Annotated in this window: 12 protein-coding genes; 7 read left to right on the top strand and 5 right to left on the bottom strand. The window is 69.1% G+C overall.

Annotation, left to right across the window (positions count from 1 at the left end; translation table 11 throughout):
• Nucleotides 1-15: 15 nt before the first annotated feature.
• From HZF07_RS08620 to HZF07_RS08610, 3 genes are all read left to right on the top strand, one after another.
• The gene (locus HZF07_RS08620) at nt 16-504 is read left to right on the top strand and encodes a DIP1984 family protein (protein ID WP_157340941.1); all 489 of its coding nucleotides are present in this window, start codon (nt 16-18) and stop codon (nt 502-504) included.
• Between the two features lie 712 nt (nt 505-1,216).
• On the top strand, nt 1,217-1,579 hold the full coding sequence (locus tag HZF07_RS08615; protein WP_157340939.1) for a BPSL0761 family protein: 363 nt from the start codon (nt 1,217-1,219) through the stop codon (nt 1,577-1,579).
• A 71-nt stretch (nt 1,580-1,650) separates the two neighbouring features.
• Nucleotides 1,651-2,190: an HAD domain-containing protein gene (locus HZF07_RS08610; protein ID WP_157340937.1), complete on the top strand. Its 540-nt coding sequence runs from the start codon at nt 1,651-1,653 to the stop codon at nt 2,188-2,190.
• A gap of 116 nt (nt 2,191-2,306) precedes the next feature.
• On the opposite strand, the gene HZF07_RS08605 is transcribed toward HZF07_RS08610, so the two are convergent.
• Nucleotides 2,307-2,720, bottom strand: a complete 414-nt coding sequence (locus tag HZF07_RS08605) for a hypothetical protein (protein WP_157340935.1) — start codon at nt 2,718-2,720, stop codon at nt 2,307-2,309.
• A 781-nt stretch (nt 2,721-3,501) separates the two neighbouring features.
• On the opposite strand from HZF07_RS08605, the gene HZF07_RS08600 reads away from it, so the two are divergent.
• Nucleotides 3,502-4,005 (top strand): hypothetical protein, encoded by a 504-nt coding sequence (locus HZF07_RS08600; protein ID WP_157340933.1) that lies wholly within the window; start codon nt 3,502-3,504, stop codon nt 4,003-4,005.
• A gap of 633 nt (nt 4,006-4,638) precedes the next feature.
• Here HZF07_RS08600 and HZF07_RS08595 read toward each other — a convergent pair.
• Entirely contained in the window at nt 4,639-5,529 is an 891-nt protein-coding gene (locus HZF07_RS08595; protein WP_157340932.1) for an alkaline phosphatase family protein, read from the bottom strand.
• Nucleotides 5,530-5,580: 51 nt separating this feature from the next.
• The gene (locus tag HZF07_RS08590) at nt 5,581-7,017 is read right to left on the bottom strand and encodes a hypothetical protein (RefSeq protein WP_157340930.1); all 1,437 of its coding nucleotides are present in this window, start codon (nt 7,015-7,017) and stop codon (nt 5,581-5,583) included.
• A gap of 166 nt (nt 7,018-7,183) precedes the next feature.
• Here HZF07_RS08590 and HZF07_RS08585 point away from each other — a divergent pair, with 166 nt between their 5' ends.
• Nucleotides 7,184-7,849, top strand: a complete 666-nt coding sequence (locus tag HZF07_RS08585; protein WP_157340928.1) for a response regulator transcription factor — start codon at nt 7,184-7,186, stop codon at nt 7,847-7,849.
• Nucleotides 7,846-9,171, top strand: coding sequence for a HAMP domain-containing sensor histidine kinase (locus tag HZF07_RS08580; RefSeq protein ID WP_157340926.1), 1,326 nt, complete (start codon nt 7,846-7,848; stop codon nt 9,169-9,171). Before HZF07_RS08585 ends, HZF07_RS08580 begins: the two co-directional genes overlap by 4 nt.
• 35 nt (nt 9,172-9,206) lie before the next feature.
• On the opposite strand, the gene HZF07_RS08575 is transcribed toward HZF07_RS08580, so the two are convergent.
• Together HZF07_RS08575 and HZF07_RS08570 are read right to left on the bottom strand one after the other, a co-directional pair.
• Nucleotides 9,207-10,424 (bottom strand): glycosyltransferase family 4 protein, encoded by a 1,218-nt coding sequence (locus tag HZF07_RS08575; RefSeq protein WP_157340924.1) that lies wholly within the window; start codon nt 10,422-10,424, stop codon nt 9,207-9,209.
• Complete coding sequence (locus tag HZF07_RS08570; RefSeq protein WP_309504666.1) at nt 10,367-11,344, bottom strand: lysylphosphatidylglycerol synthase domain-containing protein; 978 nt, start codon at nt 11,342-11,344, stop codon at nt 10,367-10,369. The genes HZF07_RS08575 and HZF07_RS08570 overlap by 58 nt, the downstream gene beginning before the upstream one ends.
• A 233-nt stretch (nt 11,345-11,577) precedes the next feature.
• Here HZF07_RS08570 and HZF07_RS08565 point away from each other — a divergent pair, with 233 nt between their 5' ends.
• A complete protein-coding gene (locus HZF07_RS08565; RefSeq protein ID WP_309504665.1) occupies nt 11,578-12,576 on the top strand; it encodes a phosphatase PAP2 family protein in 999 nt (332 codons plus the stop codon).

The following is a 12,576-nucleotide window of genomic DNA, read 5'->3' as shown; positions in this document are numbered from 1 at the left end:
GAGGAGATGAGAACGATGAAGCTTGCCGAGGCATTGGCGCTGCGGGCGGATGCCCAGAAGCGGCTGGAGCAGCTCAAGGAGCGTGCGACGTCGAGTGCGCGCTATCAGGAGGGCGAGGAGCCAGCCGAAAATGCAGGTGAGCTGCTGGCCCAGGCGCGCTCGGTTGCGGGGGAGATCGAGCGTTTCGTGCGGGCGGTGAACCGCACGAACGCGGCAACTGAGCTCGACCCGGGGTTCACCATCACCGACGCGCTCGCCCACCGGGAGGCGCTGGCCGCGGAGCGTGCCGCGGTCGCTGCGGTCGCGGACGCGGCCCAGGGTCGCAGCCGGTACGGGATGAGTGGGCGGCAGTTGCGTTCCGAGCTGCGCTGGATCACCGACCTTGAGGTCGGCGACCTGCGGGCCGAGGCAGACCGGCTGGCCAGAGATCGCCGCGGACTTGAGACCCGGATCCAGGAAGCGAACTGGACGACCGAGCTGATCGACGAACCGGATGCGGGGTGACTGTCTGGGTGAACGAAGGGAGCAGGGTCGGAGCGGGTAGTCGACGAGCCGAAGCGAGCACCAACCCGAGGCCGGCGGGCGATCCGGTCACCACTACCTCCGGTAGGCGCGGGGCAGCCAGGGGTTCAACACCCTTCGCATCGATCAGCCCAGCAACGAGACACCTCACGCGCATGCGCACTCACCGTAGACACCGCACACCCAGGTGCTGATCGACTCGCCGACGAGGGCGGGAACGGGGACCTCCGACACGGCAACGAGGGACGGCACGAGCTCACGCCAACCGTCCCAGAGAAAGGAAGCAGACATGGATGAGGATGAGACCTCGCGGTCGGACCGCGGCGACTACGAGCTGGCCTCGCTGGACCACGCGGCGACTGGATGGCTGGGGTACAGGAGCCGGGACCACATGTCCTCGCCGTGCACCCCCGCGGCCGATGCGCTGGCCAGACGTGCTGCATCCACAACCCGTCCGACCACCTCATGCGGACCTGGCCGATGAACTGGCGCGACGACACCAAGGTCATGGAGCGGATCTGTGCTCACGGCGTGGGCCACCCAGATCCTGACGCCCGCGCCTTCGCGGAACGGCAGGGGGACGCGTGGTTCGGAGTCCACGGCTGTGACGGCTGCTGCGGACTGGGAGCCGGCTCGGCCGGCCAGGCGCCGGACGCCGGGGCCTGAAAGAGAACGGTCTCCCGGAGCGGATCCGATGAGCACCCCGGATGAAGAGGCGCGAAGTCTCGAGGAGGGCTTCCAGTTCCTGCTTGACCTCTCAAGCGGAGCGGAGAAGCGCGTCCCATCCGCGACGCGCGAGCGGGCCCGTCGACTTGTGAGGCACTATCCGCAGGGAGCGGGACCTCAGTGGCTCGGCTTCTCGTCCCGTGCGGAGTCGCGACCGACGGCGGCTGGTCCTGGCGCTGAGCTGGTACGCGCCGCAGCCGAGCAAGTCGCCGAAGACCATCAGTGGCATGGCGGCTACTTCTGCACGTGCGGGCATGGGTTGAACAGCCCGATCGGCTTCAACCGCCACCTCCTCGGAGCGTTCACTGCGCTGGTGAACCTGCTCGAGTGACCCATCCCGCTGTCGGCGGCCTCCTGGATCATGAGCATTCCAGCGACCGAGGATGCGGGAGGGATGCCGTGATGACCAACCGTGTGCCCCTGTTGCTCGACGTCGACGGGGTGGTCAACGTGTTCGGCGCGGGCGTCGACGAGCTCCGGGACCGGGGCTTCGCCGCGTACGACGCCACATCGCACGACGGCTACACCTACCGTCTGCACGTCGCGCCCGAGACCCCTGGCCTGATTGCGGAGCTCGCTGAGAGCTTCGAGATCGTGTGGTGCACGACCTGGCGCAACGCCAACGACGTGATCGCGCCGCTGCTCGGCCTGCCCGGTGACCTGCGCCAGGTGTGGTTCCCGTCCCAGTGGCTCGATGTGCCGTTCGGTCTATGCCGGAAGACGCCGATGGTGGCCGAGTGGGCCCGCGAGCATGGGATACGACGGTTGGCGTGGCTGGACGACGAGATCAGCGAGTCCGACACCGACGCGCTCAGCAACGGCTGGCAATCCAACCGGGGCTGGTTGACCATCGAGCCGCTCGACGACGTGCTGCTCCTGCAGTGCGACCCGGGCGTCGGCCTGACCCGCGAGCACACGGACCGACTGAGGGTCTGGGAGTGATGACAACCAGGCGTCGAACAGCCCGGCAGCGAACACTCGGCTGCGGCAACGGGCGCGGCCCTGCCGGGGCCTGGCCGGTTAGGCCAGCTCCCCGACGACGGGCCGACTGACGGCCTTCAGGCCGCGCGCTTCTCAGCCTCCTTGACGAAGTAGCCAACGAGGTCCTCCAGCTCAGCTCTGGCGTAGATCGACAGGAAGGCGAACTGCTCGGACAGCCCGTAGCTGTTGATCTGCTCCGCAAGACTGGACGCGTCTGCGCGAACCAGGACCCAGTACTCGGCGAGCTCCTCGGCGGTTTCGCCGTCGAACGTGTTGGCTGCGACGGACTCTGCCATCGTGCGGCAGCCGTGCTCGACCTCAGCGGCGAAGTGCTGCGGACCAAGTCCGTGGTTGCGGGCGATCTCCACGAGCTCGTCGGTCGCCTGGGTGGCGTCCCAGTCGCTCTCGAAGTAGGTGGCGTCGTACTCGAATGTGGCGCCGTCCTCGGTGATCGGGTAGTGGTTCTCGAACTCGTTGCTGTGCTCGGACATGGTGGTGGTCTCCTCTCGCGCGACTCGTCTCGCGCCGTGTGCTTGACGGTCCCCCGGCGGATCTGCCGTGGTCTCTGAACCGACCGTGCCCAGTAGCAAGTGGCGCGCAGTCACAACCGCAGCCGTGGTCAGGATGCAGCTCTTGCTGTGGCGTAGCCGCTCGTGCCCGGGGGCGGCTCGGACGCCTGGCGGGGAGCGCAGGGAGGTCGGAGACGGGGGGAAGGGGTCGATCGATGGCGGCGACCTCGCAACGCCTCGAGCGTGCGATCGAGATCGCTACGGTCGAGGTCGCGGCGACCTCGGAACTCAGGACCGTCCTTCCTGCACACCACACCTACTCGCCACGCTTCACTCCGGTAGCGGCACCTTCCGAAGAACTGCCGCAACCATGCCGACCCCGAACACGATCGACGCCATCAACTCCTTGGCCCCTGAACGTGTGCACTCGGCGCATGCCGGCGAGTGGGCTGGCGGGTCGAGTGAGACCCAACCCACCGACCAGCCCGGTTCGGATCCGATTGCCCCGACGGCGCGTCGACTACCTCACGGAGTGATCGCGTAGCTGAATCATCGGCCCCGGATGTGGCGAACCCTCGCTCGCTGCCCTCGAGACTCGTGCCGGCCGTCACGCCGCCGTAGCGCACGGCCGTCGTCAGTGCTCTCCTCCCGTCGCGGTCGGTATTGCACTCCGGTCCCCGGCCGGACCATTCGCATCACAAGCCCGGCAACGGCAGCCGGCGACCGGCGTCGACCCAACCGCTCGAAGGAGACAAAGCCACCCATGAACGTCATGACCCCGGACGGCCGAACCGTCCAGATCCGCGACACCGACCTCGCAGACCTGAGCCGCCACGTTGCGCGGCTCAGCTTGAGCACGCTCGACCTCGCTGAGGTCGTGTTCGACGCGTGCTGCGACGCCATCGCTCGGCTGTCGGGCAACCTCTCGCCCGAGGAGGTTGGCAGTGACCTGGAGTTCGACGTGGACTGGGATGGCGATGGGATCGACGACCCTTACCGCGTCTGGCTGTTCGAGCACGTCCTCGGCACGGGCGCCATCGCCAACGCTCGCGGCGCGGAGGCGCAGCTCGGGTTCGTTCTCAGCCGGTACGAGGACGTCGGAGTCGTCGTCGACGAGCTTGAGCGCATCGCCGCCATCAAGAAGGCGTGGAACGATGCCCACCCAGGCGGTCCCGCCTACCCGCCCGGCCCTCCAATCGTCACGTCGACATCCGTCGAGACTGGACGATCCCGCACCTACGGTTTCTCCGCCGCCGACGCTGTCTGAGCATCGGCTGGGCGTCCCACGGCGACGGCGATCGCCGGCCGCCGTCGAGTGACGCCCTGCTCACCGAGCGCAACGTCAGTCGAGCGGCCGGCAGACTGCACACGACCCAGCCGATGGCCCGTGGCATGCCGGCCCGGTTGCGTCGGCATCCGCTGACTTGCCCGTGTCCGCAAGGGAAACGCGTACCTGCCGGGGCAGAGCAATCGGTGCGAGCGTCAGAGGGAGTTCTCAGCCCATCGAAACCCCGCAGGGTTTGTGTCTTTATGGCAGCAGCCACGTCCAGTCCAGATCGAGTGCAGCACCCGGTGCGGCACCCGGTGCGGGACAGGAGTCACGCGGCGGACGACCACCTCCAGACGACGCGATCGGTGCACGCCCGGGTCCCCGCTGCTCACGCTGCAATTCGGGCCAGCAGCTCAGCTTGCCGCCACGATTGCCCGTATTCGCTGCCCCGATTGACCTCGCGGATGTCCGTGGTCGTCCGCAGCCTTCCGGGCTTCCTGTCCGTCCGATGCTGCGGAGGTCGCCCGGGATGGCGCAGGTCGGGCGGCGGCTAGTGATGCAGCGTTCACCACCGTGAACCCACACCTCCACAATCCAGCGACGGGGCCCAGGTAGGTCCGGGGCCGCCGGTCAGTGCAGGCCGAACGCCCGCAGTAGCGACCGGGAGCCCGCCGCATGGGCCAGTGGCTCGATGTTCGCAACCTCCGCATACGAACGCGACAGTGAGTAGTGGCTGAGCGGGCGGCGGACAGTCACGTGGTGCAGCTGCGGATGAGCGACCACGGTCAGAACCCGGTTCCCGTGGTACCCGTCGTCCTCGTCTGCCGTGACGACTATGGCCAGGTGTCGCGAGGTGAAGTCCGGTCCACGCAACGCCTTCCCCACCTGATCCCGAAGCCACTCGTCGGCGCGAGCAAGCGAGCAGTCGTGGGCGTCGTTGCAGACGTCGGGGATGACCATGCCGACTTGCGGGAGGTCGCCCGCAGTGACGTCACCGCTGAGCGCAGTGAGCGGCATGTCGTGGCGCCGGCACATCCGACGCTCCGAGCGGAAGTACGTCCACGGGTTGTGACGCACCGCGTACCGCCCGCCGTTGACCCGTTGGCAGCGCGTGTCCATCCCCTCCGCGTAGATCGTCGCGGTGCGACCGGCTCGCACCGCAGACCCGAACACACTCGGCGCGTTGATCGGGTGTGCCGACGGTGGCGCATCATCGGTGACACCGAAAGTATCCCCGCCCGCGATCCCCAGGTAGTTGGGCAGGGAGGGGTGAGTGATCGCGCGATACCCGGTCGCGTACCCGTACCTGGTCGCCAGTCGACTGAGCCATGGCATTCCGTACCGCATCTGCCGGAGCGAGTGATTCTCGACGACGAACACCAGCAGCTTTGTCACCCGCGCTGGCTGTGGCGAGGCGCCCTGGTTGCCCTCTGGAATCCTTGCCGAGGAACAGCCGCTGGACAGCGCCACCGTCGTCGCGATCGTGACCGCAACCGCAGCGACACGGTAGGGGCGAGACATCCTGCACTCCTCGTGGTGGGGGACAGCCCCGCGGGAACGGCCAGTCCGCGGTCATTCGTGCTCGAACACGTGCCAGCCACCGGCAGAATCCACCAGCCGGTACTCGGTGTCGAGAACGTGTTGAGCCGCAGCCGGATCGACTCCCCACGTTGCCAGAGACCTCCCGTCGACCACGACCCACCGCGGCGCCGCCGAACCCCGCAGGACGGCTGCGAGTCCGTCGAGGTGCGGGTCCCTCACGCGGACCGGAAGGCTCCACGGGTTATCGTAGGGACTCTGCAGCCCAGCATCCGCCACGATGTTGGGGTGGCCGAAGGCGACGACCATGGTGTCGCCCGGCCGGGACGCACCTCGGATGTACGCCGAAACAGCGGCGTCCGCATCCATGTGGATCGGATGTAGCAGTGCGCCGACGACCGCGACCGCTGCGGAGAACGCGACGTATCGCAGTGCGTATGCCACCCACCGTCCCTCGACAGCTGTCACCAGCAGCACCAGTCCGGGGACGAACACGATCAGGTAGTGCAGCCAGTAGCTGCCGCCGAGCAATGCGCTCGCCGACTCCCATGCCAAGGCTGCGATCGCAGCCCAGAGCACAACGCCATCCGCACCCTGGCGCCGTCGCCCGCACGCCGCGGCCACCAGGACGGCAGGGACGCCGGCGGCAAGGCCTGCCAACAGCATCGTGTGGAGTCGCTCGGACGTGGTCGCGGGCGCCGACGCATGGATGACCGCGGCCGCCTGCGCCCGGAACGTGACGAGCGCGTCCCACAGCGCCCGGGGGCTGGTACCGCGGGACTCGGCGGACGCCAGCGCGATACCGCTCGCGGCGACGGCGCCGGCCACGAGCGCCGCTGCGCAGAGCGCCGCCTCCCTCAGCGGACGCTCGATCGCCATGGCGACCAGGACGACGACGGCCACCACCACGCCGTCGATCATGTTCTGCTTCACCAGCGCCGCCGCCGCCGATGCCGCTGCCGCGCCCGCACCTGCTGCGGCCGCGTGCCGGTCGGTGCCACTGCCGCTGCCGAAGGCACGAAGAACCAGGGCGGCCGAGGCAAGGACGAACGGGACCGCGAGCAGCTCGCCGTTGATCTCCATGCTGCCGAACAGTGGGGTCGAGAGCAGGGCTGCACACAGGGCAGCAGGCGGCGTTCGACCGAGACGTCCCGCGAGCAGGACGGCGACAACGACCGCACCAGCCCCCAGCACGCGGAGCGGGACCGCGCCGCCGAGCTGGCCCGCGACGTCGTAGATGGCAATCAGCCCCGGTGGTCGGTCCACGAAATAGTCCCCGTACAACGACCGTCCGGGCGACCACTGGGACGCCACGAGGAGGAACCCGCCCTCGTCGGGCCCCAGCGGATCAGTCAGGAACGGGAGCCGCGCCGCTATCGCCAGCACGGCAGCCACCACCGCGCCGGTCATCCCGACCGCAACCGGCGCCGGCGACGCTGTGGCGGCCCGGACCCGCTCGATCGTGCTCATGACCGGCGCACCGCTGCCCGGCGTACGTCAGCGACCTCGAGCGGCGGTGTCATGGACACACCGTGCGTCGACCCACCTGCAGCGGACCTGAACGCCCGACGCGCGCTGAGCAGTCAGGTACCTTGCAGGTTTGTCGGCGCACCCTCGACACGAGAGGGGGTCAGAAATGGCTCGCATCGGGCTGTGTGAAGACGACCCGGCGATCCGCCGCATCGTCCTGGCCGCGCTCGACCACGCCGGCCACGTAGGCGTCCCTGCACACGACGGTCGCGAGGCGCTCCAGTTGTTCACGACCGATGACAGCCTCGATGTCATCGTTCTCGACATCGGACTGCCCGACGCCGACGGGCGAGACGTCTGCCAGGCCCTGCGGTCGGCGGGACAGCCCGCACCGGTGCTGTTCCTCACCGCGCTCGGCGCGGTCCACGACCGACTCGCGGGGTTCAGCGCCGGGGCCGACGACTACCTTCCCAAGCCGTTCGACGTCAAGGAACTCATCGCACGGGTCGAAGCGCTGGCCAAGCGCGGCCGCATCGTCACCGGCAACGCATCGACCGACCTGCTGCTCGATCCAGCTCGGCACGCCCTGGTCTGCAATGACAAAGAGGTCCTGTTGACCCCGACCGAGTTCCGCATGCTCGCAGCCATCACCTCCCGCCCGGGCGAGGTCGTGCGCCGCCGCGCAATCGTTGCCGCCGCCTGGCCCGACGGCGCCATGGTCAGCGAGAACACCGTCGACTCCTACGTGCGCCGGATCCGCGTCAAGCTCACCGAGGTCGGCTCTCCTCTGCAACTTCGCACGGTCCGAGGAGTAGGGCTGACACTTCGGTGAACTTCCTGCGTCGACTCCTCCCCAGCACCTTCCGTGGCCGGATCGTGGCCTCGACCGTCGCGCTGGTGACGGCCGCCATGCTCATCGCCATCGTCGGCGTCCAGATCGTTCTCGCCTACACCGCTCAGCGCGACATCGACCGCGTGCTCACCGACCGGGGAGCTGCCGTGGTCCGGGTCGTCGATGCCAACACCGACGCCAAATCGCCACATGTGACGGTGCCCGCCGATGCTCTCGATCCCGGCGTCCGGGTCTACGACGAGGAGGGTCGCCTCGTCGCCGGGTCCATCGAAAAGGATGCACGCGACGCCGCGGACGACCTGGCGACGGTGACGTCGCCGACGAACGCCACCGCCCACGAGGAGCTCCGGCTACGAGCACTTCCGTTCACCAGCACCGCAGGTCAACAAGGTGTGGTCGTGGTCAGCCAGGACACGACGCCGTACGAACGGTCGGAGACGTACGCCCTGGTCGCCACCATCGCAATCGGGCTCCTCGTGATCGGACTCGCCGCCGTCATCGCACGACGCGTCACCACCCAGGCACTCGCCCCGGTCACGCAGATGGCGGAGCGAGCCGCAGACTGGAGCGAGCACGACCTGGCGCAGCGTTTCGACCTCGACCCAGCCGGCGACGAGCTCGCTCAGCTCGGCGAGACGCTCGATCACCTCCTCGACCGGGTCGCGATGGCGATCCGCTCCGAGCAACGCCTCACCTCCGAACTGGCACACGAGCTGCGTACGCCGCTGTCGGCAATCCAGGGATCGGCCGACCTCGCGCTGATGCGAGGTGTGCCCGACGACCAGACCCACGCAGAGCTCGTCGAGATCTCGCGGGCCGCACGCGCGATGGCCGAGGTGATCACGACCCTGGTCGACGTCGCCCGCGATCCCGCGGCTGCGGGAGCATCCGCGAGCTGCCGGGTCTCAGACCTGGTCGAGACCCTTCGTCAGTCGGTGCCGGCACGGCTCGATCTCGTCGACGACACTGCCGCGTCGACGGCGCGGATCGGAGGCCCGCCGAACCTGGTTCTGCGCGCGGTTGCGCCGGTGCTCGACAACGCGGTCGCGCACGCCAGCTCTCGTGTCGTCGTGCGCGCCGCCGACCTACCGCACGCCATCGAGATCGCTATCGACGATGACGGCCCGGGTGTCGCCAACGACCTTCGTGAGCAGATCTTCGAGGTCGGGACCTCCAGTACCGGCGGCACCGGCCTCGGCCTCGGTATTGCCCAACGGGTGGCCCGCTCGCTCGGCGGCGAGATCATCGTGGGGAAGCCCGATTCCGGGGCGGCCTTCATCGTTCGCCTGCCACGCGCATAGCCCACAGGGCGCCCGGGGACGCGTCGGACTCGGAGCTAGGCAGTCGCGCTCGTCGGGCGCACCGGGCGAGTCGTGACGGCGAGGTCAGCGGAGCGTGAGTAGAGCATCTGGGTCCGCCGCAGCGCTGTCGGCCAGTCGTGCGAGATCGGCGTCTGCCGGTTGTGCGCCCGGATCGCCTCACGCAGGGGCCGGTCGGTGACCATCCGGCCCAGCGCCGCAACCATGGCACGGTCATCGCGCGCGAGCAGACCTTCTCGTCCGTGGCCGATGAACTCGCTCACCCCGGATCGTTCGGACGCCACGACGGGGAGGCCGACGGCCCGCGCTTCCAGCGCGGCGAGGCCGAACGACTCGAGCTCGCCCGGTGCGACGAAGCAGTCCGAGCGCTCGAGGTGTTCACGCACCACGGAACGGTCGAGGCGACCAGGTAGATCCACCCAGTCATCCATGCGGTGGTGACCCACGAACCGCGCAAACGCCTCGCGCTGAGGCCCGTCACCGATGACGACCGCCCGGAACGCGTCCCCAGCAGGAACCGAACCGCGCAGCGCGAGCAGCATCCGAGCCAGCGGAACAGCTCGCTTCGTGCGGGTGAACCGCATGACCGACACCAGCGTCGGCACATTCACGTCCGTGCCTGGCAGATCTCGCTCGCTGGGCTGCCACAGCGCGGGGTCGACGGCGTTCGGAAGGACCGCGACCTCGACGTCAGGCCCGAGCATCTTGCGCAGCGGTCGCGCGGCGGCGTCGCTCACCGCCGACCACTGGAGCGGCCAGCGCCGCAGCTGGAGGATCACCTGCGCCGCGGCGGGCAGCGGTCCGAGACCGTTCCACATCGAGTGGACCGTGAGCAGAGTCGGCAGTCCGACGCCCGTGGCACTTCGCGCGGCCAGGGTCCCGAACGGTGAGAACACCGACACGTGGACGTGCACCTGCTCGGGCTGCCACCACTCGAGCAGGCGGCGGAGCTCTGCGTCTGCGGCCAGCGGCGAGCGGCTCGGGGAGGACGGCGGTCGGCCGGATCGCCGCCCAGCGCGATACACCCAGCTCGGATCTGGGCTTCCTCCGGATGGGGTCAGGGTGATGACCCGGGCATCGACGCCCGACGCGCGCTGCTGTGCGACCAGGTCACCGACGTGGATCTCGATGCCGCCGACCCGAGGCCGGTAGCAGTCGGTGACATGGAGGACTCGCATCAGGCAACCGATCCACTGGGCAGGTTCTTCACGCGGACACGGGCTGCCCAGAACCACGCCGCGAGCGCGACACCGCCGACGGGGATCTCGAGGCCGAACGTGAGCGCCCGGTACAGAAGGACACCCAGAGCGATACCGACCGGAGCGCCAGGAAAGGCCAGGAGAGTCGTCGCCAACCCGACCTCCACGACCCCGGCGCCACCGGGCGTCAGGCCAGCCAGGGTCAGGATCCGCTCGACGGTGAAACCAGCGAGGACCGCCGTGAAGCTCGATCCGGCGCCGGACGCCGTCAGACAGCCGAGCAGCAGCGCGAACAGCAACGCGGTGTACAGCACGATCCCGGTACTCAAACGTCGCCACCGCGTCCGGATGACGGCGTGGGTGACCTCCCGCAGTCGAAGGAGCGCAGCCCGGCACGAACGGCCACGAAGCCACCTGCCGAAGACGCGATCCACGAGATTGCCCGTCCGTCGTGCAGCCGCGGCCGACGACAGCGTGGCGACCCCGAGAGCGGTGAGCACACCCAGACCCAGGACCCCGGCGATCACGGCGTTCGCAACGGTGGCACCGACGGTCGACGCGGCGACCAGCAAGGCGGGCAGTGCGAGGATCGGGAGCAGGACCTTCACGCCGACGTCCCAGATGTTGGTGACCACGGTGTACGCGCCGATCGCCGCCGGCGAATGTCCCCACGTGCGCGCCATCCGGTAGTTCAACGCGATGCCGGCCGCGCCGCCCAACGGGAGGACGTTCGCGACGGCGCTGCCGGTGAGGCTGAGGGCGAGCGCACGTCGGAGGGTGAGCCCGGGCAGGGCGCCGGTGAGAGTGATCGTGTGCGCGAGAAGACCCGTGAACCACAGCGCGGTGAGGGCTATCAGCCACACCGGCGGGACCTCGGTGGCGGCCGGCGCGACGTCATTCCACGCGACCCCGGTCACCGAGGGAAGCGCCACGCACGTGAGCGCCGCGCCTGCCACGAGTCCCGCCGCGAACCGCAGACGAGCCGGCCAACGTCGCCCGGGCCGAGGCGCACGGCGAACGACCACGTCCGCCGCAGACGAGACCAGCCCGGATCCTGGCGCGTCGTCGATGCGAAGAGCGGTCACGTGCGCAGGTTCACGCACCGAACCTGAACCCAACCTGACTCCCGCCGGCGGTCAGCATCAGGGGAGTCAGGTCGCGTTCAGGTTGGGTGGGTCACGCTCAGGCAGTGACCTCGACGCCCCCATGGTTGCTGCGCCTGATCGCGCTGGTGCTCGGGTTCGCCGCGGTGACCGTGTGGCGGTCCTACGAGGTAGGCATCGCGCTCCGCGATCCAGGCGGCCAGTACCTGGCCGGGAAGATCGTGATCAGCGCAGTGGTGTTTTCGGTGCTGGTGATCGTCGACGCGGGCGCGCGGACGCCGAGGCGTACCTGGAACACACGCACGCTGCTCGACACGGTGCGCCGGCGGTGGGACGCACGTCGGCTGGCCCTGGCCGGAGCGGCGCTGCTCTGCTACCACCTGGTCTACTTCTGCTACCACAACCTCAAGAGCTGGGACGTCCTCAACGCACCCCGCGATGCGACCCTCACGGCGATCGACCGATGGTTGTTCTTCGGGCACACCCCGGCCGTGCTCCTGCACGACCTGCTCGGCGAGAACCTGGCCGCCTGGGTCCTGATCGTCATCTACGAGTCGTTCCCGACACTCGTGACCGTCTCTTTCGTCGCGGCGGTCGCACTCGCGGACGAGATTCGTGACGGCGCAGTCCTAGTGGCGGCGATGTGCTGGGCCTGGGTGCTCGGCACCGCCTCCTACTACGCGATACCGTCGCTCGGCCCGTTCGAGGATCGGCCGCAGGACTTCGCCGGGCTGCCCACGAGCATCGTCACCGAGACCCAGGCGAGGTACCTCGCGCAGCGCGCCCACCTGCTGGCAGACCCCGCCGCGCACGACGCGTTCGCGCAGGTATCGGCGTTCGCAAGCCTGCACGTCGCCATCACGACCGTCCTGACCCTGATGGCGGCCCACTACGGACTGCGCCGGACCACGATCGTGCTCTCGATCTATCTGGCCGGCACCGTCGTCGCCACTGTCTACCTGGGGTGGCACTTCGCGCTCGACGACATCGCCGGCCTCGCCATCGGCGCGGGCGCTGTCGCCCTGGGCAAGCTCACCATCTACCCGGTCCTGGTCCGGTCTCGGGACGCTGTGTGCGTCGAGTGA

Source organism: Nocardioides agri (assembly GCF_013778305.1).
Lineage (GTDB): Bacteria > Actinomycetota > Actinomycetes > Propionibacteriales > Nocardioidaceae > Nocardioides > Nocardioides agri.
The sequence above is the reverse complement of the archived record's forward strand: the minus strand, read 5'-3'. Positions and strand labels throughout refer to the sequence as shown.